This window comes from Bacillus sp. FSL K6-6540 (genome assembly GCF_038007545.1).
On sequence record NZ_JBBOXH010000002.1, the window covers coordinates 998,480 to 1,020,940 of the forward strand.

33 protein-coding genes, 1 rRNA gene and 1 pseudogene are annotated in these 22,461 nt (G+C 42.8%); 33 read left to right on the forward strand and 2 right to left on the reverse strand.

The window, feature by feature from the left end:
- Nucleotides 1–8 precede the first annotated feature (8 nt).
- The 31 genes and pseudogenes from rpsQ (at nt 9) to salA (ending at nt 18,341) form a co-directional block, all read left to right on the forward strand.
- Entirely contained in the window at nt 9–272 is a 264-nt protein-coding gene (gene rpsQ, locus MHH82_RS37530; RefSeq protein WP_003225804.1) for a 30S ribosomal protein S17, read from the forward strand.
- A 40-nt stretch (nt 273–312) separates the two neighbouring features.
- Nucleotides 313–681, forward strand: a complete 369-nt coding sequence (gene rplN, locus MHH82_RS37535; protein ID WP_003225805.1) for a 50S ribosomal protein L14 — start codon at nt 313–315, stop codon at nt 679–681.
- A 36-nt stretch (nt 682–717) separates the two neighbouring features.
- Nucleotides 718–1,029, forward strand: coding sequence for a 50S ribosomal protein L24 (rplX, locus tag MHH82_RS37540; RefSeq protein ID WP_003156486.1), 312 nt, complete (start codon nt 718–720; stop codon nt 1,027–1,029).
- A gap of 26 nt (nt 1,030–1,055) precedes the next feature.
- Nucleotides 1,056–1,595 carry a 50S ribosomal protein L5 gene (gene rplE, locus MHH82_RS37545; RefSeq protein WP_003225809.1) on the forward strand — a complete coding sequence of 180 codons (540 nt, stop codon included), beginning with the start codon at nt 1,056–1,058 and terminating at the stop codon, nt 1,593–1,595.
- Between the two features lie 22 nt (nt 1,596–1,617).
- On the forward strand, nt 1,618–1,803 hold the full coding sequence (gene rpsN / locus MHH82_RS37550) for a 30S ribosomal protein S14 (protein ID WP_003156488.1): 186 nt from the start codon (nt 1,618–1,620) through the stop codon (nt 1,801–1,803).
- A gap of 31 nt (nt 1,804–1,834) precedes the next feature.
- Nucleotides 1,835–2,233 (forward strand): 30S ribosomal protein S8, encoded by a 399-nt coding sequence (gene rpsH, locus MHH82_RS37555; RefSeq protein WP_003241998.1) that lies wholly within the window; start codon nt 1,835–1,837, stop codon nt 2,231–2,233.
- Between the two features lie 29 nt (nt 2,234–2,262).
- Nucleotides 2,263–2,802 (forward strand): 50S ribosomal protein L6, encoded by a 540-nt coding sequence (gene rplF, locus MHH82_RS37560; protein ID WP_072175915.1) that lies wholly within the window; start codon nt 2,263–2,265, stop codon nt 2,800–2,802.
- Between the two features lie 32 nt (nt 2,803–2,834).
- Nucleotides 2,835–3,197: a 50S ribosomal protein L18 gene (gene rplR / locus MHH82_RS37565; protein WP_003225816.1), complete on the forward strand. Its 363-nt coding sequence runs from the start codon at nt 2,835–2,837 to the stop codon at nt 3,195–3,197.
- Nucleotides 3,198–3,221: 24 nt separating this feature from the next.
- Complete coding sequence (gene rpsE / locus MHH82_RS37570; RefSeq protein WP_003328273.1) at nt 3,222–3,722, forward strand: 30S ribosomal protein S5; 501 nt, start codon at nt 3,222–3,224, stop codon at nt 3,720–3,722.
- Nucleotides 3,723–3,735: 13 nt separating this feature from the next.
- Complete coding sequence (gene rpmD / locus MHH82_RS37575) at nt 3,736–3,915, forward strand: 50S ribosomal protein L30 (RefSeq protein ID WP_003156497.1); 180 nt, start codon at nt 3,736–3,738, stop codon at nt 3,913–3,915.
- Nucleotides 3,916–3,945: 30 nt separating this feature from the next.
- The gene (rplO, locus tag MHH82_RS37580) at nt 3,946–4,386 is read left to right on the forward strand and encodes a 50S ribosomal protein L15 (RefSeq protein WP_003225819.1); all 441 of its coding nucleotides are present in this window, start codon (nt 3,946–3,948) and stop codon (nt 4,384–4,386) included.
- A 1-nt stretch (nt 4,387) separates the two neighbouring features.
- Nucleotides 4,388–5,683: a preprotein translocase subunit SecY gene (secY, locus tag MHH82_RS37585; protein ID WP_004399662.1), complete on the forward strand. Its 1,296-nt coding sequence runs from the start codon at nt 4,388–4,390 to the stop codon at nt 5,681–5,683.
- 54 nt (nt 5,684–5,737) lie between these two features.
- Nucleotides 5,738–6,391, forward strand: a complete 654-nt coding sequence (locus MHH82_RS37590; RefSeq protein ID WP_003241987.1) for an adenylate kinase — start codon at nt 5,738–5,740, stop codon at nt 6,389–6,391.
- Entirely contained in the window at nt 6,388–7,134 is a 747-nt protein-coding gene (gene map / locus MHH82_RS37595) for a type I methionyl aminopeptidase (protein WP_003225828.1), read from the forward strand. Before MHH82_RS37590 ends, map begins: the two co-directional genes overlap by 4 nt.
- Nucleotides 7,135–7,199: 65 nt before the next feature.
- Nucleotides 7,200–7,468: pseudogene (locus tag MHH82_RS37600) on the forward strand (ribosome-binding protein ybzG).
- Nucleotides 7,446–7,664 (forward strand): translation initiation factor IF-1, encoded by a 219-nt coding sequence (infA, locus tag MHH82_RS37605; protein ID WP_003156508.1) that lies wholly within the window; start codon nt 7,446–7,448, stop codon nt 7,662–7,664. The pseudogene MHH82_RS37600 and the gene infA overlap by 23 nt, the downstream one beginning before the upstream one ends.
- Nucleotides 7,665–7,697: 33 nt before the next feature.
- Nucleotides 7,698–7,811: a 50S ribosomal protein L36 gene (gene rpmJ, locus MHH82_RS37610; protein WP_003156543.1), complete on the forward strand. Its 114-nt coding sequence runs from the start codon at nt 7,698–7,700 to the stop codon at nt 7,809–7,811.
- A gap of 22 nt (nt 7,812–7,833) precedes the next feature.
- On the forward strand, nt 7,834–8,199 hold the full coding sequence (gene rpsM / locus MHH82_RS37615) for a 30S ribosomal protein S13 (RefSeq protein WP_003235095.1): 366 nt from the start codon (nt 7,834–7,836) through the stop codon (nt 8,197–8,199).
- Between the two features lie 20 nt (nt 8,200–8,219).
- Complete coding sequence (rpsK, locus tag MHH82_RS37620; protein ID WP_009966385.1) at nt 8,220–8,615, forward strand: 30S ribosomal protein S11; 396 nt, start codon at nt 8,220–8,222, stop codon at nt 8,613–8,615.
- A gap of 176 nt (nt 8,616–8,791) precedes the next feature.
- Nucleotides 8,792–9,736, forward strand: a complete 945-nt coding sequence (locus MHH82_RS37625; protein ID WP_003225835.1) for a DNA-directed RNA polymerase subunit alpha — start codon at nt 8,792–8,794, stop codon at nt 9,734–9,736.
- Between the two features lie 77 nt (nt 9,737–9,813).
- The gene (gene rplQ, locus MHH82_RS37630; RefSeq protein WP_003225836.1) at nt 9,814–10,176 is read left to right on the forward strand and encodes a 50S ribosomal protein L17; all 363 of its coding nucleotides are present in this window, start codon (nt 9,814–9,816) and stop codon (nt 10,174–10,176) included.
- 127 nt (nt 10,177–10,303) lie between these two features.
- On the forward strand, nt 10,304–11,149 hold the full coding sequence (locus MHH82_RS37635; protein ID WP_004399689.1) for an energy-coupling factor ABC transporter ATP-binding protein: 846 nt from the start codon (nt 10,304–10,306) through the stop codon (nt 11,147–11,149).
- Entirely contained in the window at nt 11,125–11,994 is an 870-nt protein-coding gene (locus MHH82_RS37640; protein WP_021482003.1) for an energy-coupling factor ABC transporter ATP-binding protein, read from the forward strand. The genes MHH82_RS37635 and MHH82_RS37640 overlap by 25 nt, the downstream gene beginning before the upstream one ends.
- The gene (locus tag MHH82_RS37645) at nt 11,991–12,788 is read left to right on the forward strand and encodes an energy-coupling factor transporter transmembrane component T family protein (protein ID WP_004399656.1); all 798 of its coding nucleotides are present in this window, start codon (nt 11,991–11,993) and stop codon (nt 12,786–12,788) included. The genes MHH82_RS37640 and MHH82_RS37645 overlap by 4 nt, the downstream gene beginning before the upstream one ends.
- A 9-nt stretch (nt 12,789–12,797) precedes the next feature.
- Nucleotides 12,798–13,541 carry a tRNA pseudouridine(38-40) synthase TruA gene (gene truA, locus MHH82_RS37650; RefSeq protein WP_072175913.1) on the forward strand — a complete coding sequence of 248 codons (744 nt, stop codon included), beginning with the start codon at nt 12,798–12,800 and terminating at the stop codon, nt 13,539–13,541.
- 161 nt (nt 13,542–13,702) lie between these two features.
- Complete coding sequence (rplM, locus tag MHH82_RS37655) at nt 13,703–14,140, forward strand: 50S ribosomal protein L13 (RefSeq protein ID WP_003241966.1); 438 nt, start codon at nt 13,703–13,705, stop codon at nt 14,138–14,140.
- 20 nt (nt 14,141–14,160) lie between these two features.
- Nucleotides 14,161–14,553 (forward strand): 30S ribosomal protein S9, encoded by a 393-nt coding sequence (gene rpsI / locus MHH82_RS37660; RefSeq protein WP_004399691.1) that lies wholly within the window; start codon nt 14,161–14,163, stop codon nt 14,551–14,553.
- A gap of 463 nt (nt 14,554–15,016) precedes the next feature.
- Nucleotides 15,017–15,784, forward strand: a complete 768-nt coding sequence (locus MHH82_RS37665; RefSeq protein ID WP_072175912.1) for a class I SAM-dependent methyltransferase — start codon at nt 15,017–15,019, stop codon at nt 15,782–15,784.
- A gap of 184 nt (nt 15,785–15,968) precedes the next feature.
- Nucleotides 15,969–16,412, forward strand: a complete 444-nt coding sequence (locus MHH82_RS37670; RefSeq protein WP_072175911.1) for a YbaK family protein — start codon at nt 15,969–15,971, stop codon at nt 16,410–16,412.
- A 59-nt stretch (nt 16,413–16,471) separates the two neighbouring features.
- Complete coding sequence (gene cwlD / locus MHH82_RS37675; RefSeq protein WP_015382599.1) at nt 16,472–17,185, forward strand: N-acetylmuramoyl-L-alanine amidase CwlD; 714 nt, start codon at nt 16,472–16,474, stop codon at nt 17,183–17,185.
- A gap of 97 nt (nt 17,186–17,282) precedes the next feature.
- Entirely contained in the window at nt 17,283–18,341 is a 1,059-nt protein-coding gene (salA, locus tag MHH82_RS37680; RefSeq protein WP_072175910.1) for an iron-sulfur carrier protein/transcriptional regulator SalA, read from the forward strand.
- A 36-nt stretch (nt 18,342–18,377) separates the two neighbouring features.
- Here the strand turns inward: salA and gerD are convergent, their stop codons facing one another.
- Complete coding sequence (gerD, locus tag MHH82_RS37685) at nt 18,378–18,935, reverse strand: spore germination lipoprotein GerD (RefSeq protein ID WP_003235126.1); 558 nt, start codon at nt 18,933–18,935, stop codon at nt 18,378–18,380.
- Between the two features lie 109 nt (nt 18,936–19,044).
- Between gerD and kbaA the strand changes: the two genes are divergently transcribed.
- Nucleotides 19,045–19,641 carry a KinB-signaling pathway activation protein gene (kbaA, locus tag MHH82_RS37690; protein WP_004399693.1) on the forward strand — a complete coding sequence of 199 codons (597 nt, stop codon included), beginning with the start codon at nt 19,045–19,047 and terminating at the stop codon, nt 19,639–19,641.
- Here the strand turns inward: kbaA and pdaB are convergent, their stop codons facing one another.
- The gene (pdaB, locus tag MHH82_RS37695) at nt 19,642–20,406 is read right to left on the reverse strand and encodes a polysaccharide deacetylase family sporulation protein PdaB (protein WP_032726588.1); all 765 of its coding nucleotides are present in this window, start codon (nt 20,404–20,406) and stop codon (nt 19,642–19,644) included.
- 349 nt (nt 20,407–20,755) lie between these two features.
- On the opposite strand from pdaB, the gene MHH82_RS37700 reads away from it, so the two are divergent.
- A 16S ribosomal RNA gene (locus MHH82_RS37700) occupies nt 20,756–22,304 on the forward strand.
- Nucleotides 22,305–22,461 lie beyond the last annotated feature (157 nt).

Genomic DNA, 22,461 nt, shown 5'->3' on the forward strand with positions numbered 1-22,461 from the left:
TCGTGAGCATGAGCGAACGTAACCAACGCAAAGTTTACCAAGGCCGTGTTGTTTCTGACAAAATGGATAAAACCATTACTGTTGTTGTTGAGACATACAAAAAACATACACTTTACGGTAAACGCGTAAAATACTCAAAAAAATTCAAAGCACATGATGAAAATAATCAAGCTAAAATCGGTGACATCGTTAAGATCATGGAAACTCGTCCATTGTCTGCAACTAAGCGTTTCCGTCTAGTTGAAGTTGTCGAAGAAGCTGTTATTATCTAATAAAGTTCGGAATTCTTTTTCCGAAGGGAGGTAACAAATAATGATTCAACAAGAGACTCGTTTAAAAGTAGCTGACAACTCTGGCGCACGTGAAGTACTTACTATTAAAGTTCTTGGTGGTTCTGGACGTAAAACAGCTAACATTGGTGATGTAATTGTTTGCACGGTTAAACAAGCAACACCAGGAGGCGTTGTCAAAAAAGGTGAAGTCGTAAAAGCTGTTATCGTTCGCACTAAAAGCGGAGCGCGCAGAAGTGACGGTTCATACATCAGCTTCGATGAGAATGCATGTGTTATCATCCGTGACGACAAGAGCCCACGCGGAACTCGTATCTTCGGACCAGTTGCTCGTGAATTGCGTGAAAACAACTTTATGAAAATTGTTTCTCTAGCTCCAGAAGTTATCTAATGAAATAAATGCCTTACTCAAGGAGGTGCGATCAGGATGCATGTAAAAAAAGGCGATAAAGTTATGGTTATCTCTGGTAAAGATAAAGGCAAACAAGGAACAATCCTTGCTGCTTTCCCTAAAAAGGACCGCGTTTTAGTTGAAGGTGTTAACATGGTAAAGAAACACTCTAAACCAACTCAAGCTAACCCTCAAGGCGGTATTTCTAATCAAGAGGCGCCAATTCATGTATCAAACGTTATGCCGCTCGATCCTAAAACAGGTGAAGTGACTCGCGTAGGATACAAAGTGGAAGATGGCAAAAAAGTTCGTGTAGCAAAAAAATCTGGGCAAGTTCTAGATAAATAGTATTAAAAGGAAGGGAGGTCTATCTCATGAACCGCCTTAAAGAAAAGTACAATAAAGAAATTGCACCTGCTTTAATGACTAAGTTCAACTATGATTCAGTCATGCAAGTGCCTAAAATCGAAAAAATCGTAATCAACATGGGTGTTGGTGACGCTGTTCAAAACGCCAAAGCAATCGACAGTGCTGTTGAAGAATTAACGTTTATCGCAGGTCAAAAACCTGTCGTTACTCGTGCGAAGAAATCAATTGCTGGATTCCGTCTTCGTGAGGGAATGCCTATCGGTGCGAAAGTAACTCTTCGCGGAGAGCGCATGTATGATTTCCTTGATAAACTTATTTCTGTATCTTTACCGCGTGTACGTGACTTCCGCGGGGTTTCTAAAAAATCTTTCGACGGTCGCGGTAACTACACACTTGGTATCAAAGAACAGTTAATCTTCCCTGAAATTGACTACGATAAAGTAACAAAGGTTCGCGGAATGGACATCGTTATCGTAACAACTGCTAATACTGACGAAGAAGCTCGTGAGCTATTAACTCAAGTAGGTATGCCGTTCCAGAAATAATCAATGAAAGGGAGGCGAAATCGTGGCTAAAAAGTCTATGATTGCGAAACAACAACGTACACCAAAGTTTAAAGTACAAGAGTACACACGCTGTGAACGCTGCGGACGTCCGCATTCAGTCATTCGTAAATTTAAACTTTGCCGTATTTGTTTCCGTGAGCTTGCATATAAAGGACAAATTCCTGGCGTGAAAAAAGCCAGCTGGTAATCCCCAAGAAAGGGAAGGAGGTAATTATATAATGGTTATGACAGATCCAATTGCAGATATGCTAACTCGTATTCGCAATGCAAACATGGTACGTCATGAGAAGCTTGAAATTCCTGCTTCTAAATTGAAAAGAGAAATTGCTGAAATTTTAAAGCGTGAAGGTTTCATTCGTGACGTTGAGTTCGTAGAAGACAGCAAACAAGGTATCATCCGCGTTTTCTTGAAATACGGACAAAACAACGAGCGCGTTATCACTGGTCTTAAAAGAATCAGCAAGCCTGGTTTGCGTGTTTATGCTAAATCTAATGAAGTACCTCGCGTACTTAACGGTCTTGGAATCGCGATTATTTCTACATCACAAGGTGTTTTAACGGACAAAGAAGCCCGTGCAAAACAAGCTGGTGGAGAAGTTCTAGCATACGTTTGGTAAGAAGTTTAACATGAATGGAGGTGTTTGGTATGTCTCGTGTAGGTAAGAAGCTACTTGAGATTCCTTCTGATGTTACAGTAACGTTAAATGATAACAACACTGTAGCTGTGAAAGGACCAAAAGGAGAATTAACTCGTACGTTTCACCCTGATATGGAGATTAAAATAGAGGACAATGTGCTTACAGTCGCTCGTCCTTCTGATCAAAAAGAGCACCGTGCCCTGCATGGTACGACTCGCAGTCTGCTTGGCAACATGGTTGAAGGTGTATCTAAAGGATTTGAAAGAGGTTTGGAATTAGTCGGTGTCGGTTACCGTGCTTCTAAATCCGGAAATAAACTTGTTTTAAACGTTGGATACTCTCATCCTGTTGAGATCGTTCCTGAAGAAGGCATCGAAATCGAAGTTCCTTCTCAAACAAAAGTAGTTGTAAAAGGTACAGACAAAGAACGCGTAGGAGCTATTGCTGCTAACATCCGCGCTGTACGTTCTCCAGAGCCTTACAAAGGTAAAGGAATCCGCTACGAAGGTGAAGTTGTTCGCCGTAAAGAAGGTAAATCTGCTAAGTAAGATCGCTTAAAGTGAAGAAAGGAGTGACCTAGATGATTACGAAAACTAGCAAAAATGCTGCTCGTCTTAAAAGACACGCTCGTGTTCGCGCTAAACTTTCCGGTACTGCTGAAAGACCGCGCCTGAACGTTTTCCGTTCTAACAAGCACATTTACGCTCAAATCATCGATGATGTAAATGGTGTAACACTTGCTAGTGCATCTACTCTCGATAAAGACTTGAACGTTGAAAGCACTGGAGATACTTCTGCTGCTACTAAAGTTGGAGAATTAGTTGCAAAACGCGCTGCTGAAAAAGGCATTTCTGACGTAGTATTTGACCGTGGCGGATACTTATACCATGGACGTGTAAAAGCTTTGGCTGATGCCGCTCGTGAAGCTGGACTTAAATTTTAATAAAAGAAGGAGGGACACATGATTATGCGTCGTATTGACCCAAGCAAATTAGAGTTAGAAGAACGCTTAGTTACGGTTAACCGCGTAGCGAAAGTTGTTAAAGGTGGTCGTCGTTTCCGCTTCGCAGCTCTAGTCGTTGTCGGTGACAAAAACGGACACGTAGGATTCGGTACTGGTAAAGCACAAGAAGTACCAGAAGCGATCCGCAAAGCTGTTGAAGATGCGAAAAAGAATTTGATTGAAGTACCAATGGTTGGAACTACAATTCCACACGAAATCATCGGACGTTTCGGTGCAGGTAACATCTTGTTAAAACCTGCTTCTGAAGGTACTGGAGTTATCGCTGGAGGCCCTGTACGTGCGGTACTTGAGCTAGCTGGTGTAGCTGATATCCTTTCTAAGTCTTTAGGTTCTAACACACCGATCAACATGATTCGTGCAACACTTCAAGGTTTAAGTGAACTTAAACGTGCTGAAGACGTTGCGAAGCTTCGTGGAAAATCTGTAGAAGAACTGTTAGGATAAGGAGGGAACATTAATGGCTAAATTAGAAATTACCCTCAAACGAAGTGTAATCGGTCGCCCGGAAGACCAACGCGTTACTGTAAGAACACTTGGTTTAAAGAAAACAAACCAAACTGTTGTTCATGAAGACAACGCTGCGATCCGTGGTATGATTAATAAAGTATCTCATTTAGTTTCTGTTAAAGAACAATAAAAATATTTGATCGGATAAGGAGGTGTCCTAATGAAACTTCATGAATTAAAACCTTCAGAAGGTTCACGCAAAACGCGTAATCGCGTAGGTCGTGGTATTGGTTCTGGCAACGGTAAAACAGCTGGTAAAGGTCACAAAGGTCAAAACGCTCGTTCTGGCGGCGGTGTACGCCCTGGATTCGAGGGGGGACAAATGCCTTTATTCCAACGTCTTCCTAAACGCGGTTTCACTAACATCAACCGCAAGGAATACGCTGTAGTCAACCTAGACAAATTGAACGGTTTTGCAGAAGGAACGGAAGTCACTCCTGAACTTCTTCTAGAGACTGGTGTTATTAGCAAACTTAATGCAGGAGTAAAGATTCTTGGCAACGGTAAATTAGAGAAAAAATTAACTGTAAAAGCCAATAAATTCTCTGCTTCTGCGAAAGAAGCTGTTGAAGCTGCTGGCGGTACAGCTGAGGTGATCTAACTTGTTTAAAACAATCTCCAACTTTATGCGTGTGAGTGATATCAGGAATAAAATCATATTCACTTTACTCATGCTTATCGTCTTTCGCATAGGTGCGTTTATTCCTGTGCCTTACGTTAACGCTGAAGCGTTACAGGCGCAGTCTCAAATGGGTGTTTTTGATCTCCTTAATACATTTGGCGGCGGTGCGCTTTACCAATTTTCCATTTTCGCAATGGGAATTACTCCTTATATCACGGCTTCGATCATCATTCAGCTGCTTCAGATGGATGTTGTACCGAAGTTTACCGAGTGGTCTAAGCAAGGTGAAGTTGGCCGCCGTAAATTAGCTCAGTTCACAAGGTACTTTACGATTGTGCTTGGTTTCATCCAAGCATTAGGTATGTCATATGGATTTAACAATCTGGCAAACGGTATGCTGATCGAAAAATCCGGTGTATCGACATATCTTATCATTGCTTTAGTGCTCACTGGCGGAACTGCCTTTTTAATGTGGCTTGGGGAACAAATTACTTCTCATGGAGTAGGCAACGGAATATCGATCATTATCTTCGCGGGGATTGTGTCTAGTATTCCAAAAACAATTGGGCAAATATATGAGACTCAATTTGTCGGCAGCAACGATCAGTTGTTTATTCATATTGTGAAAGTCGCACTTCTTGTGATTGCGATTTTAGCAGTTATTGTTGGAGTTATTTTCATTCAGCAAGCCGTACGGAAAATTGCGATTCAATATGCTAAAGGCACAGGTCGTTCACCTGCTGGCGGAGGTCAGTCTACACACCTTCCATTGAAAGTGAATCCTGCAGGGGTTATTCCGGTAATCTTTGCGGTTGCGTTTTTGATAACGCCGCGGACGATCGCGTCATTCTTTGGAACAAACGATGTGACAAAGTGGATTCAAAACAACTTTGATAATACGCATCCGGTGGGTATGGCGATATATGTTGCGTTGATTATTGCCTTTACGTACTTTTATGCTTTTGTACAGGTAAACCCTGAACAAATGGCTGATAACCTTAAAAAACAGGGTGGCTATATCCCGGGGGTTCGTCCAGGGAAAATGACTCAAGATAGAATTACGAGCATTTTGTATCGACTTACGTTTGTGGGTTCTATATTCTTAGCCGTGATTTCCATTCTTCCTATCTTTTTCATTCAATTCGCTGGATTGCCTCAAAGTGCACAAATTGGCGGAACATCTTTGTTAATTGTTGTCGGGGTAGCCTTGGAGACAATGAAACAACTAGAAAGCCAGTTGGTGAAACGAAACTACCGTGGATTTATGAAAAACTAGAGGAAATGGATTTATCCATTCCCTCTTAATAAAGAGAGGACGGGGGAAATCCGAATGAACTTAGTCTTAATGGGGCTTCCTGGTGCCGGTAAAGGCACACAGGGCGAACGAATTGTTGAGGATTATGGGATTCCTCATATCTCAACAGGAGATATGTTCCGTGCTGCTATGAAAGAAGAAACACCACTCGGACTCGAAGCAAAATCTTATATTGATAAGGGAGAGCTCGTACCTGACGAAGTCACAATCGGAATTGTAAAAGAGAGACTTGGCAAAGATGATTGTGAAAGAGGTTTTCTTCTGGACGGATTTCCGCGAACAGTCGCTCAAGCCGAAGCTCTTGAAGAAATTCTTGAGGAATACGGCAAGCCGATTGATTATGTCATTAACATTGAAGTCGACAAAGACGCTCTTATGGAACGTCTGACTGGACGCAGAATTTGCAGTGTTTGCGGCACAACCTATCATTTAGTCTTTAATCCGCCGAAAACGCCGGGTATTTGTGATAAAGACGGAGGCGAACTCTATCAACGGGCAGATGATAATGAGGAAACAGTCTCTAAACGGCTTGAGGTAAACATGAAGCAAACTCAGCCTTTACTCGATTTCTATTCAGAGAAAGGTTATCTTGCAAACGTGAATGGCCAGCAGGACATTCAAGACGTTTATGCAGATGTGAAGGATCTTCTTGGAGGATTAAAAAAATGATTATCTGTAAAACCCCACGTGAACTTGGTATCATGCGGGAAGCAGGGCGAATCGTGGCTTTAACTCATGAAGAGTTAAAAAAGCACATTAAACCAGGAATCTCGACAAAAGAATTGGATCAAATTGCCGAACGTTTTATTAAGAAGCAGGGTGCAATCCCATCTTTTAAGGGGTATAATGGGTTTCGCGGGAGCATTTGCGTATCAGTTAATGAAGAACTCGTTCACGGCATACCTGGCAGCAGGGTGCTGAAGGACGGTGACATCATCAGTATTGATATCGGTGCTAAATTAAATGGTTATCATGGTGACTCTGCATGGACATATCCGGTAGGAAACATCAGCGATGATGACAAAAAACTTCTGGAAGTGACAGAGGAGTCTTTATATAAAGGCTTGCAGGAAGCAAAACCAGGTGAACGTTTGTCGAATATTTCCCACGCAATACAAACGTATGTCGAAAATGAGCAGTTTTCAGTTGTTAGGGAGTATGTCGGACATGGTGTTGGTCAAGACTTGCATGAGGACCCGCAAATTCCTCATTACGGTCCGCCCAACAAAGGACCACGGCTTAAACCTGGCATGGTTCTCGCTATTGAACCTATGGTGAACGCTGGCAGCCGCTACGTGAAAACATTGGCTGATAACTGGACGGTTGTAACGGTAGATGGGAAAAAGTGTGCTCATTTTGAACATACGATTGCGATTACGGAAACGGGTTTTGATATACTGACGAGAGTCTAGATGATGAAAATAATTCCGAAGACAGATGTTTTTCAAGCTTGATAGGGCAGAAAGCTTGGGTGAACATTGGCAAGACTGAATTCATCTTGCTGCTTGTCGTTGGAATTTTAACCATCATCAATGTACTAACAGCAGACGGAGAAAAGCGTACATTTCATTCTCCTAAGAAAAAGAATATCAATCATTTAACCCTTTATGATTGCGTATCTCCGGAAGTTCAGAACAGTATAAACGAAACAGGGCGTGTGACAAACTTCTTTTGAAATTTGTCAGAAAGCAAGTTACTGATTTGAAGAAGGGAGAACACTTGAATGGCGAAAGACGATGTAATTGAAGTGGAAGGTACTATAGTCGAAACACTGCCAAACGCGATGTTCAAAGTTGAACTTGAAAATGGCCACACTGTTTTGGCTCATGTATCTGGTAAAATCCGCATGCACTTCATTCGCATTTTACCTGGAGACAAAGTTACGGTAGAATTATCTCCATATGACTTAACTCGTGGCAGGATTACGTACCGTTACAAATAAAGCACTCCGGAAACTGAAGGAGGTTGGAAACACATGAAAGTGAGACCATCAGTTAAACCAATCTGCGAAAAATGTAAAGTTATTCGCAGAAAAGGAAAAGTAATGGTGATCTGTGAAAATCCAAAGCATAAACAAAAACAAGGATAATTTATAAGGAGGTGCCCAGAGAATGGCTCGTATTGCTGGTGTAGATATCCCACGTGACAAACGTGTTGTTATTTCTTTAACATACATCTTCGGAATTGGCCGCACAACGGCTCAGCAAGTTTTAAAAGAAGCTGGAGTTTCAGAAGATACTCGTGTGCGCGATCTTACTGAAGAAGAACTTGGTAAAATCCGTGATATTATTGACAAACTGAAAGTAGAAGGTGACCTTCGCCGTGAAGTTTCTCTTAATATCAAACGTCTGATCGAAATCGGAAGCTACCGCGGAATCCGTCATCGCAGAGGATTACCTGTTCGCGGACAAAACTCTAAAAACAATGCGCGTACTCGTAAAGGTCCGCGTCGTACTGTAGCTAACAAGAAAAAATAAGTAAGGGAGGTTCTTAAACAATGGCTGCTGCTCGTAAATCTAACACGCGTAAACGTCGCGTGAAAAAGAATATTGAGTCTGGAATTGCTCATATTCGTTCAACTTTCAATAACACGATCGTTACGATCACTGACACTCATGGTAATGCTATTTCTTGGTCTAGTGCCGGAGCTTTAGGATTCAGAGGTTCTCGTAAATCTACTCCTTTTGCTGCGCAAATGGCTGCAGAAACAGCTGCTAAAGGTTCAATCGAACATGGTCTTAAAACTCTAGAGGTTACTGTTAAAGGACCTGGTTCAGGCCGTGAAGCTGCAATCCGTGCACTTCAAGCTGCTGGACTAGAAGTCACTGCTATCAGAGACGTAACTCCTGTTCCTCATAACGGATGCCGTCCACCAAAACGTCGCCGCGTGTAATTTGTTTGTATAGATTTTGTGTCCCTGTCAATAATGGGTTATGATACAGTTATTTATGAAACGAATGCACCGACTCGTTGCCTGAGCACATACGGGACTAAACAATGGGGAATTTCGGATGGAATCTCATATGATTCTATTCGAGGTTTCGACGTTTTGAAGGAGGGTTTTAAGTAATGATCGAGATTGAAAAACCAAAAATCGAAACGGTTGAAATCAGCGACGATGCCAAATTTGGTAAGTTTGTCGTAGAGCCACTTGAGCGTGGATATGGTACAACTCTGGGTAACTCCTTACGTCGTATCCTCTTATCCTCACTCCCTGGTGCCGCTGTAACATCAATCCAGATAGATGGTGTACTGCACGAATTCTCGACAATTGAAGGCGTTGTGGAAGATGTTACAACGATTATCTTACACATTAAAAAGCTTGCATTGAAAATCTACTCTGATGAAGAGAAGACGCTAGAAATTGATGTACAGGGTGAAGGAACTGTAACGGCAGCTGATATTACACACGATAGTGATGTAGAGATCTTAAATCCTGATCTTCATATCGCGACTCTTGGTGAGAATGCGAGTTTCCGAGTTCGCCTTACTGCTCAAAGAGGACGTGGGTATACGCCTGCTGACGCAAACAAGAGAGACGATCAGCCAATCGGCGTGATTCCGATCGATTCTATCTATACGCCAGTTTCTCGTGTATCTTATCAGGTAGAGAACACTCGTGTAGGCCAAGTTGCAAACTATGATAAACTTACACTTGATGTTTGGACTGATGGAAGCACTGGACCGAAAGAAGCAATTGCGCTTGGTTCAAAGATTTTAACTGAACACCTTAATATATTCGTTGGTTTAACTGACGAAGCTCAACATGCTGAAATCATGGTTGAAAAAGAAGAAGATCAAAAAGAGAAAGTTCTTGAAATGACAATTGAAGAATTGGATCTTTCTGTTCGTTCTTACAACTGCTTAAAGCGTGCGGGTATTAACACGGTTCAAGAGCTTGCGAACAAGACGGAAGAAGATATGATGAAAGTTCGAAATCTAGGACGCAAATCACTTGAAGAAGTGAAAGCGAAACTAGAAGAACTTGGACTCGGACTTCGCAAAGACGATTGACTAGTTTCCCTTGTGAACTAGGATTTTCGTGTGTTTATTATTCAGAAACAGCATTCCAATAAAGGAGGGGACATCACATGTCATACAGAAAACTAGGACGTACGAGTGCACAGCGTAAAGCTATGCTTCGTGATCTTACAACTGATTTGATCATCAACGAAAGAATCGAAACAACTGAAACACGTGCGAAAGAACTTCGCTCTGTAGTTGAAAAAATGATCACGCTTGGCAAACGCGGTGATCTTCACGCTCGCCGTCAAGCTGCTGCATACATCCGCAACGAGGTTGCAAACGAAGAAAATAACCAAGATGCACTTCAAAAATTATTCTCTGACATTGCAACTCGTTACGAGGAGCGCCAAGGCGGATACACACGTATTATGAAGCTTGGTCCTCGCCGTGGTGACGGAGCACCAATGGCAATTATCGAATTGGTTTAATCACATATTTTTGTGTATCTAAAGAAGGGCGGGACAGTTTCTAACTGGATCTATGCCCTTTTTTTAGATACTGCAACTTTTAATAGAGAGAAAAGCAGAGCATTAGCTGAGAGGAGGCCGGTTTTCCATGAATCAAAATCAGTTGATATCGGTAGAGGATATCGTATTTCGATATCGGAAGGACGCAGAAAGACGAGCACTAGACGGCGTCTCCCTGCAGGTGTATGAGGGTGAATGGCTTGCAATCGTAGGTCATAACGGTTCAGGGAAATCAACACTGGCCCGGGCATTGAATGGTTTAATTCTTCCTGAATCAGGCGACATTGAGGTTGCCGGGATTCAATTGACAGAGGAATCTGTTTGGGAAGTGCGTAAGAAGATAGGTATGGTCTTTCAAAATCCGGATAACCAATTTGTCGGAACGACTGTTCGCGATGATGTGGCTTTTGGTTTAGAAAACAATGGTGTACCGCGGGAAGAAATGATTGAGAGAGTAGACTGGGCAGTAAAACAGGTGAATATGCAAGATTTTCTCGATCAAGAGCCGCACCATCTCTCCGGAGGCCAAAAGCAGAGAGTTGCGATTGCGGGGGTTATTGCCGCACGTCCTGATATTATTATCTTAGATGAAGCAACATCCATGCTTGATCCGATCGGGCGAGAAGAAGTGCTTGAAACGGTAAGACATTTAAAAGAGCAGGGCATGGCGACTGTTATATCCATTACACATGATCTGAATGAGGCAGCAAAAGCAGACAGGATCATTGTCATGAATGGCGGTAAAAAATATGCTGAAGGGCCGCCTGAAGAGATTTTTAAATTGAATAAAGAACTTGTTCGAATTGGGCTTGATTTACCCTTCTCATTTCAGCTTAGCCAGCTTTTAAGAGAAAATGGACTGGCTTTGGAAGAAAACCATTTGACTCAGGAAGGGCTGGTGAAAGAGCTGTGGACATTACAATCAAAGATGTAGAGCATCGTTATCAGATGAAGACGCCGTTTGAGCGCCTAGCACTGTATGATATCAATGCATCGATTAAAGAAGGAAGCTACGTAGCCGTTATCGGGCATACAGGCTCTGGTAAGTCCACTCTTCTTCAGCACCTAAATGGTCTCCTGAAGCCGACGAAGGGACAGATATCACTAGGCAGCACTGTCATTCAGGCAGGGAAAAAGAATAAAGAACTGAAAAAACTTCGTAAAAAAGTCGGAATCGTTTTCCAATTTCCGGAGCATCAATTATTCGAAGAAACAGTTCTTAAAGATATTTCATTCGGACCGATGAACTTTGGTGTTAAAAAAGAAGATGCTGAACAAAAAGCGAGAGAGATGCTGCAGCTTGTAGGTTTATCAGAAGAGCTTTTGGACAGGTCCCCCTTTGAATTAAGCGGGGGACAAATGCGCAGAGTTGCAATTGCCGGCGTACTTGCAATGGATCCTGAAGTGCTTGTTCTGGATGAACCGACTGCAGGTTTGGACCCAAGAGGGCGAAAAGAGATTATGGATATGTTTTATGAGCTTCATCAGCGTGGGAACCTGACGACGATCCTTGTGACACACAGCATGGAGGATGCAGCTGCATACGCTGATGAAATGATTGTTATGCATAAAGGAACGATACAAGCATCAGGCAGTCCGCGTGATCTGTTTTTAAAGGGTGAAGAGATGGCCGGCTGGGGGCTGGATCTTCCTGAAACAATAAAATTCCAAAGACACCTTGAAGCTGTACTGGGTGTGAGATTTAATGAGCCTATGCTCACAATGGAAGATGCCGCTGCTGAAATCCGTGCTCTTTTTCAGGGGGAGAAGACTTTATGATGGACAGCATGATTATCGGCAAGTATGTACCGGGGACTTCACTTGTGCACCGGCTTGACCCCAGAACAAAACTGATCACGATCTTTTTATTTGTCTGCATTGTATTCTTAGCCAATAATGTTCAGACATATGCGTTGCTTGGTTTATTTACAATTGGCGTCGTTTCTTTAACAAGAGTTCCTTTCTCTTTTTTAATGAAAGGGCTGAAGCCAATCATCTGGATTGTCCTTTTTACGTTCCTTCTTCACATCCTTATGACACATGAAGGACCGATTATCTTTCAAATAGGTTTTTTCAAAGTCTATGAGGGCGGTCTGGTTCAGGGGATATTCATTTCTCTTAGATTCGTCTATTTGATTTTAATCACAACTTTATTAACGCTTACGACTACACCGATTGAGATTACCGATGGAATGGAGCAGCTGCTGAACCCATTGAAAAAATTAAAGCTTCCTGTTCATGAGCTGGCTCTTATGATGTCAATTTCTTTACGGTTTATTCCGACACTGATGGAGGAGACAGATAAGATCATGAAGGCTCAGATGGCGCGAGGCGTTGATTTTACAAGCGGGCCTGTCAAAGAAAGAGTGAAGGCTATTGTCCCGCTTCTTGTCCCGCTCTTCGTCAGCGCATTTAAACGCGCCGAAGAGCTTGCGGTGGCAATGGAAGCAAGAGGCTATCAAGGCGGAGAAGGACGTACGAAATATAGAAAGCTTGTATGGACAGGAAAAGACACTTCTGTCATTGTCAGCTTAATTGTATTAGCTGCTTTGTTATTTTTCTTAAGGGCTTAGAGGTGCTGTATGAGACTGAAATGCACGATTTCTTATGACGGACATTTGTTTAACGGTTATCAGGTTCAGCCGGGCAAAAGAACGGTTCAGGATGAACTGGAGAAGGCTTTGGCTGTCCTGCATAAGTCAAAAGACAGAATTCCGGTCGTTTCGTCTGGAAGAACAGACAGCGGGGTTCACGCAGCCGGACAGGTGATTCATTTTGACACTCCACTGTCTATCCCGGCTGAGAGATGGCCATATGCCTTAAATGCACTGCTTCCGGACGATATCGCAGTTAAACAGGCAGAAATTGCGGATGATGGGTTCCATGCACGATTTAGCGCAGTCAAAAAAGAATATCGCTACTTTGTATACACGGAGAAACACCCGGACGTATTTAAACGGCATTACGCTTACCATTTTTCATATCGCCTTAATGTGCAGGACATGAGAGAAGCGGCAAAGCATCTTATAGGGACACATGATTTTACGAGCTTTTGCGCGGCTAAAACAGAAGTGCAGGACAAGGTAAGAACGATATACGAACTTGATTGGACTGAGACGGCTGACGGCCTGCAAATGCGGATCACAGGCAGCGGTTTCTTATATAATATGGTCAGAATTATTGCGGGTACTTTGCTTGATGCAGGTATTGGAAAAATTTCTCCCGATCAGGTGAAATCCATGCTGGAAGCGAAGGATCGCGAAGCGGCAGGGCGCACAGCGCCGGGGCACGGGCTATATTTATGGAACGTTTACTATGACAACTAAACCAGGTGTATAATATTTTCTTGACAGAGTCTGCATAAAGTTATAAGATATCATATGGTATGTATTTCAACCCCACGATAAGCCCCGGAACTTATTGTGTTGTGAAATAGAACGTAATCGAAGTTTATTGAAAATGACAGATCATTTAGGAGGGAAATTCAATGCGTACAACACCTATGGCTAACGCAAGTACTATTGAACGCAAGTGGTTAGTTGTTGATGCTGCTGGCAAGACTTTAGGTCGTCTTTCTTCAGAAGTTGCAGCTATCCTTCGCGGAAAACACAAACCAACTTACACACCACACGTTGATACTGGAGATCATGTGATCATCATCAACGCTGAAAAAATCGAGTTAACTGGTAAAAAGTTAACTGACAAAATCTACTACCGTCACACTCAACATCCAGGCGGATTAAAATCAAGAACTGCTCTTGAAATGCGTACAAACTACCCTGAGAAAATGCTTGAGCTTGCTATCAAAGGCATGCTTCCAAAAGGTTCTCTAGGTCGTCAAATGTTCAAAAAATTGAACGTATACCGTGGTTCTGAGCATCCACACGAAGCACAAAAACCTGAAGTTTACGAACTTCGCGGTTAATTAAAAAGGAGGTTACCAATTTGGCACAGGTTCAATATTACGGTACTGGCCGTCGTAAAAGCTCTGTAGCGCGTGTGCGTTTAGTTCCAGGAGAAGGCCGTATCGTCGTTAATAATCGTGAAATCAGCGAACACATCCCATCTGCAGCTTTAATCGAAGATATCAAACAACCATTAACTTTGACTGAAACAGCTGGCACTTATGATGTTTTAGTAAACGTACATGGAGGCGGCTTATCCGGTCAAGCTGGAGCAATCCGTCACGGTATCGCTCGTGCTTTGCTTGAAGCAGATCCAGAATACCGTACAACTCTTAAACGTGCAGGTCTTCTGACTCGTGACGCTCGTATGAAAGAACGTAAAAAATACGGTCTTAAAGGCGCTCGTCGTGCACCTCAGTTCTCAAAACGTTAATTTTACGTTTTCAAAAAGCTCTCGACCTTGGGTTGGGAGCTTTTTTCTATAATAAAACGTGGCAGCCCCGCATAAAAATAACAACTGAATGGGCGCTTGACGGGGTTAAGCAAATTGTTTGTTTATAAACGATCTCTTTGTTAATAACCATGATAGCTTTCATACTTATTCAATTGGAAGTTCGGTCAATGTTTATTATCGTTATGTGATCAGCCCAGCTTCATCTAACCACTGTATCTCATCCGTTAAAGTTCACTGCTGATTCTTAACCCGGAGAAACAATAGCTCTCATTGCTAATGGCTTTATGTAACGAAGTAAAAGTAAATCTGATGATATAAATCACATATCTCCTTTGTGATTTTTTTGCGTTTTTATGAACTTTTTTCTAAATATGCAAAGGGAAAGCGATATCAATCTAGAAATATTTGTTATACTCTATACATTAAAGTAAGGAGAAGATTCATGAATGCGTTAGTAGCTCATAATAGCAAAGCCTGGGATAAAAAAGTAGAAACAGGCAATGAATGGACTGTTGCTGTTGAGCAGCAGGTTATCGAACAAGCAAAAAAAGGCAATTGGGATATAAGGGTAACACCAATGAAAGATGTACCGAAGGATTGGTTTCCGCCTGTCAAAGGTCTGAAAGTACTCTGTTTAGCATCAGGCGGCGGCCAGCAGGGTCCAGTTTTGGCAGCCGCAGGCGCGGATGTCACCGTATTAGATAACTCAGAAAAACAGCTGAATCAGGATAGAATGATTGCTGAGCGAGATGGTCTCACGATACACACTGTCAAAGGAAGCATGGACGATTTAAGTGTATTTAATGATGAATCATTTGATGTCATTGTACATCCTGTTGCCAATGTTTTTGTTGAGAATGTCCTCCCGGTATGGAAGGAAGCGCACCGTGTGTTGAAAAGGAACGGCATTCTAATCTCGGGTTTTGTCAATCCTGTTGTATTTCTGTTTGATACAGAATTAGAACAGCAAGGTGTTTTAAAAGTAAAACACTCCATTCCATACGCTGACCCAGAAGATCTTCCGAAACATAAAGTGAAAAAACTGATCGAAAATAATGAGGCTCTGGAATTCGGCCATTCCTTAGAAGACCAAATCAAAGGCCAAATTGATGCCGGTTTTATCGTTACTGGTTTTTATGAAGATAAAGGCGGATTTGTTTTAGACCAATATATCCATACATATTCTGCAACAAGAAGCGTGAAAGTATGAAAAGCAGCCACCTTTAGAGGGGCTGCTTTTTTCATAACTAATTACAGAACGTTTGTTCCGCACCCTGCGGAAGGCTGCTTTTTTATCGATTTTACACCTTCATTTGGGCGAATTTCCAACCGAATTCGGGCATTGTTTCATCATCCAAACCTCAAAATAATCGGTAAAAGGAGAGTGAATTTATATGGCAGAAGTACTGTCTTTTATGGATGTGAAACGCCAAAAGGATTTTGAATTAGAAAAGAACTTGCTCAAAGAACTCTCTCTGAGACAAATTATCCAGTCTGTTAAGGATTGTTTGGAACCATTATTTCCATTTTTACATGATGAACGAGATATTATTACTGAAGGCTGTATTGATTTTGCTATAGAAGCCTATTTGTTAGGCGGGCGTTTTGGGATATTCGGCTATTACGGAGAATCCATGCAGAGTATCAGTGCCCGCTCTGCAAGAGAAGAAGAAGAGCTACGTATGGAGTTTTTTGATTATCTCTATAATTGGATATACGAGCAATACTCAACACTTGATAAAAACACGGTTTATGAAACGGCACGCAAGTTCATTAAAGATTGGTGGACAGCGGGGTTTGTTCAAAGAGAAAAACAGTGTAAGCTTCGCATGCGGTAATCATATTTCCCGGCCCTGTCCCATAGTTATGTAATAACGGACAAGCGGGAGGGGAAGGGATGAGGAAAAAGCTTAAATGGCTCGGTTTTTTGCTAGGCTTCATCGTATTACTATTTCTGTTCAAATATCAGTTCAGCAATAACGACTCTTGGAAGCCGTGGAGCCTGCCCTTGAGCGGTAAAATCATTTATCTAGATCCAGGTCATGGCGGGCCTGACGGCGGAGCAGTCGGCGGAAAGCTGTTAGAGAAGGATGTTACCCTGGAAGTGGCCTTTAGAGTCAGGGATTATCTTCAAGAACAAGGAGCGCTTGTTATCATGACCAGAGAAAGTGATACTGATCTCGCTCCAGAAGGAACAAAAGGCTATAGCCGACGAAAAGCTGAGGATCTAAGACAACGAGTCAAATTAATAAACCATTCAGAGGCGGAGCTCTATATCAGCATTCATCTTAATGCGATTCCGTCACAAAAATGGAGCGGAGCCCAAAGCTTTTATTACGGGAAATATGCGGAAAATGAGAAAGTCGCAAAATACATTCAGGATGAGCTGAGAAGAAATCTGGAAAACACAACCCGGAAAGCAAAGCGGATTCATGGTATCTACTTAATGCAAAACGTCACCAAACCGGGGGCGCTTATAGAAGTCGGATTTTTATCCAATCCAAGTGAAGCAACGCTGCTCGGTAAACCGAAATATCAAGACAAGGTGGCATCTTCCATATATAAAGGCATTTTGCGATATTTCACAGAAAAAGGAGACCCTCCGGAGTAATGGAGGGTTTTCTTACGAGGTTCTAAGCATAAGACACCCGCCATTTATGTATGATATAATAATAATTGTAAACGAATACACAAAAGGGTGAGGTTCGATGATAAGAGAAGATGAAGTAAGAAAACTAGTCGGAGAAATGCGCGAACCTTTTCTTCAAAGACCTCTGGGAGAATTGGATGCCGTTAAGGAAATTAAAATAAAGCCTGAAAAACGGCATATCAGTGTAAAAGTCGCTCTTGCAAAAACAGGAACTGCAGAACAAATGCAGATTCAGCAAGAGATCGTAAACGTATTAAAAGGGGCAGGAGCTGAGACAGTCGGCCTTCGATTTGAAGAGCTGCCTGAAGAAACGGTTGCTAAATTCCGGGCGCCGTCAGCTGAGAAAAAAACATTATTAAATATGGATAACCCGCCAGTCTTTCTTGCCGTAGCAAGTGGAAAAGGCGGCGTAGGCAAGTCAACTGTGTCAGTAAACCTAGCTATTTCTCTGGCTCGTCTAGGGAAAAAGGTCGGTTTAATTGATGCGGATATTTATGGATTCAGTGTGCCAGACATGATGGGGATCACTGTGCGTCCAACGATTGAAGGAGAGAAACTTCTTCCTGTTGAGCGCTTCGGGGTAAAGGTCATGTCAATGGGCTTTTTCGTAGAAGAAAATGCTCCGGTCGTATGGAGAGGGCCGATGCTCGGCAAAATGCTGAATAACTTTTTCCACGAAGTAGAGTGGGGAGAAGTAGACTATATCGTTCTTGATCTTCCGCCTGGTACAGGGGACGTTGCTCTCGATGTACATACAATGCTTCCGAGCTGCAAAGAAATCATCGTATCGACGCCGCATCCGACAGCTGCTTTTGTCGCGGCCAGAGCGGGCTCTATGGCGATTAAAACCGATCATGAGGTCGTGGGGGTCATAGAGAACATGGCTTATTATGAAAGTGCAAAGACAGGGGAAAGAGAATATGTCTTTGGAAAAGGCGGAGGAGATAAACTGGCTGAGGAACTAAATGTGCCTTTGCTCGGCAGAATCCCATTGAAACAGCCCGATTGGGATAAGGACCAATTTGCTCCGTCTGTTTATGACGAAAATCATCCGATCGGAGAAATATATCAGGACATCGCAAAAAAAATAGATGCAAAAATGTCAGTGCGAGTTTAAAAAGGTGAACCGGGATTCCAGATCCCGGCTTTCCCTTTATTCACTTTCTTTGGCTGTGTCTTTTGCTGCTTTTTTCAGCTCATCTTCGAACTGCTTTTTGTAAAGCGGACTAGAAAGTGTTTCGTTAATAACCTCTTCTAAATAACTGCGGAATTCTTGGCTTTTTGCCAGCTGGCTGTACTTTTTATCCATGCCGGGATCCTGCATCACGCTCATCAGCATCTTCTGGTAATCTGGATCCTTCATCAGCTTTTTAATCACTTTTTCATGCTCTGTCTGAAGAGTTTTGGCAAAGCCCTCAGCAAAATCAGTGTCTTCAAAGATGTTTTTCCAAAATTCTTCACCTTTTTTAGATGTGAGTGTTTTTTCTATTGTTCCTTTAATTGCATCTTGGTCAATCACCAGCGCTTCATTCATGGCATCATCATTTAATAATTCCTTAATAGCTTTCTTTCCATCATCAGTTTTTAATATATCAACAACCATTTTTTTGGTCTGATCATAGTCCATATCCGCTGCTTGGTCTTTTGGAGCGCAAGCTGTTACAGATAATAACAAAAAACAGCTCATCAATAGCGTTTTGGCTTTTGACATGCTTAAGCTCCTTTCACATACTTGTCTTACCTTTAATATGATTCATCTGTTTGGAATTATACATAACAAAATATCGCTGTTCGCGATTTTTGAGGGGATGAATAAAGAAATGAAAAGCCGTGGTTTAGTTCGTTTTTTCTTTTCTATTTTAGCTGTCGGGGCGCTTATCACGAGTATTGTGGGTTTTGCGCTAAAATGGGGAGAATATAGAGGGCTGTTTCTAACATTTGAAGCGGGACAGATTTTCTCTGTTTTATTTTGGTTTATCGGTGTAGGCATGATTTTCAGTGTGATCAGCCAAATGGGTTTTTTCGTGTTTTTAACAGTTCATCGGTTTGCGCTTGAGATATTAAGGTCCTCCTCTTTGTGGAATTTGCTGCAGTTGTTTTTCATCCTGTTTGTTGCTTTTGATTTAATGTACGTGCGTTTTTTATTTTTTGGAGAGAGCGGAGAATCGCTGGCTGGCTATGCGTGGTTACCGGTGTTTTTATTGATCTTTGGAGTGATTACAGCTTATATAAAGCAAAAGCAGTCCTCTAAGAAAACATTTGTGTCATCGTTATTTTTGATGGTTGTGATTACCGCATTAGAATGGTTCCCTGCATTAAGAGTAAATGATGAGGACTGGCTTTATTTAATGCTTTTTCCGTTAATGGCATGTAATGCCTTCCAATTGCTGATGCTGCCGAAGTTTGCAGCAAAGTAATTACTTTACCTCTGCGGATCTGGCATCAGAATTTGCGATGAGATCACCCACGGTTACATTTTTTAATCCTTTTTCTTTCAGCTGATGGATGATATCAGGCAATGCTTCTTCTGTTTGTTTTGCCGAATCGGAGGCATGTAAAAGAATAATGTCTCCACCGGAAACTTGCTTGGTCACATTGTCGATGATTTTTTCAACTCCAGGATTTGTCCAGTCTTGCGAGTTCACACTGTAATGAACGACTGTATAATTGTATTGCTTTGCGACCTTTAGAACATTCTTATTGAATTGGCCGGTAGGGGGTCTTAATAGCTGTATGTCTTTGACCCCTAACTTTTCAAAGGCTGTTTGCGCACGGTTCATGTCTTTTTTTATTTCGTTGCTCTCTAAATTGGCATAGTTTTTATAAGCGTAGCCCATGCTCCCGATTTGATGTCCGTCCTTTACGATACGGGCCACTGTGTCGGGATGGCGTTCTGCCCAAGAAGCGGAAAGAAAAAACGTTGCATTTTTAATCCCGTTTGCTTTCAGAGTATTAAGTATCGGTTCTGCTCTCTCATCACCCCAGCTGATATCGAAAGTAAGTGAAATATCTTTAGAGTCTGTTTCTCCTTTATAAATGGCTTTAGGTCCGGTGTCAGTTGAAAACACGGGAAGCGGGACAGCTCTTTGGATATAAAAAAAGCTGGCAGCTGCAAATGCGGCGATAAGTATAATAATTAATTGTTTTACCCGTTTAATGTGCCACACATAGAAGTGATTCACTGATGATGCCTCCTTATCTTGTCCATCATTCTTGTTTTACATCTTATGAGCATGGACAATTGAATATAACCGATAAAATGTCTCTTCACATAGCCTAAATTAGGTGTTGACCTTTTGATAATATCCGTGATATATTATTATTCGTCGCTGATAAACAGCTGACATCAACTAAAAGCTTCATTAAGTACTTTGAAAAAAAATATTGACTTAAAAGAAGCTAAATGTTATAGTAATAAAGCTGCTTCGTTAAGCGGCGGTAATGATCTTTGAAAACTAAACAAGACAAAACGTACCTGTTAATTCAGTTTTTAAAAATCGCACAGCGATGTGCGTAGTCAGTCAAACTACTTTATCGGAGAGTTTGATCCTGGCTCAGGACGAACGCTGGCGGCGTGCCTAATACATGCAAGTCGAGCGGACAGATGGGAGCTTGCTCCCTGATGTTAGCGGCGGACGGGTGAGTAACACGTGGGTAACCTGCCTGTAAGACTGGGATAACTCCGGGAAACCGGGGCTAATACCGGATGGTTGTTTGAACCGCATGGTTCAAACATAAAAGGTGGCTTCGGCTACCACTTACAGATGGACCCGCGGCGCATTAGCTAGTTGGTGAGGTAACGGCTCACCAAGGCGACGATGCGTAGCCGACCTGAGAGGGTGATCGGCCACACTGGGACTGAGACACGGCCCAGACTCCTACGGGAGGCGGCAGTAGGGAATCTTCCGCAATGGACGAAAGTCTGACGGAGCAACGCCGCGTGAGTGATGAAGGTTTTCGGATCGTAAAGCTCTGTTGTTAGGGAAGAACAAGTACCGTTCGAATAGGGCGGTACCTTGACGGTACCTAACCAGAAAGCCACGGCTAACTACGTGCCAGCAGCCGCGGTAATACGTAGGTGGCAAGCGTTGTCCGGAATTATTGGGCGTAAAGGGCTCGCAGGCGGTTTCTTAAGTCTGATGTGAAAGCCCCCGGCTCAACCGGGGAGGGTCATTGGAAACTGGGGAACTTGAGTGCAGAAGAGGAGAGTGGAATTCCACGTGTAGCGGTGAAATGCGTAGAGATGTGGAGGAACACCAGTGGCGAAGGCGACTCTCTGGTCTGTAACTGACGCTGAGGAGCGAAAGCGTGGGGAGCGAACAGGATTAGATACCCTGGTAGTCCACGCCGTAAACGATGAGTGCTAAGTGTTAGGGGGTTTCCGCCCCTTAGTGCTGCAGCTAACGCATTAAGCACTCCGCCTGGGGAGTACGGTCGCAAGACTGAAACTCAAAGGAATTGACGGGGGCCCGCACAAGCGGTGGAGCATGTGGTTTAATTCGAAGCAACGCGAAGAACCTTACCAGGTCTTGACATCCTCTGAAAATCCTAGAGATAGGACGTCCCCTTCGGGGGCAGAGTGACAGGTGGTGCATGGTTGTCGTCAGCTCGTGTCGTGAGATGTTGGGTTAAGTCCCGCAACGAGCGCAACCCTTGATCTTAGTTGCCAGCATTCAGTTGGGCACTCTAAGGTGACTGCCGGTGACAAACCGGAGGAAGGTGGGGATGACGTCAAATCATCATGCCCCTTATGACCTGGGCTACACACGTGCTACAATGGACAGAACAAAGGGCGCGAAACCGCGAGGTTAAGCCAATCCCACAAATCTGTTCTCAGTTCGGATCGCAGTCTGCAACTCGACTGCGTGAAGCTGGAATCGCTAGTAATCGCGGATCAGCATGCCGCGGTGAATACGTTCCCGGGCCTTGTACACACCGCCCGTCACACCACGAGAGTTTGTAACACCCGAAGTCGGTGAGGTAACCTTTTAGGAGCCAGCCGCCGAAGGTGGGACAGATGATTGGGGTGAAGTCGTAACAAGGTAGCCGTATCGGAAGGTGCGGCTGGATCACCTCCTTTCTAAGGATATTATACGGAATATAAGACCTTGGGTCTTATAAACAGAACGTTCCCTGTCTTGTTTAGTTTTGAAGGATCATTCCTTCGAAACGTGTTCTTTGAAAACTAGATAACAGTAGACATCACATTCAATTAGTAATACAAGATATCACATAGT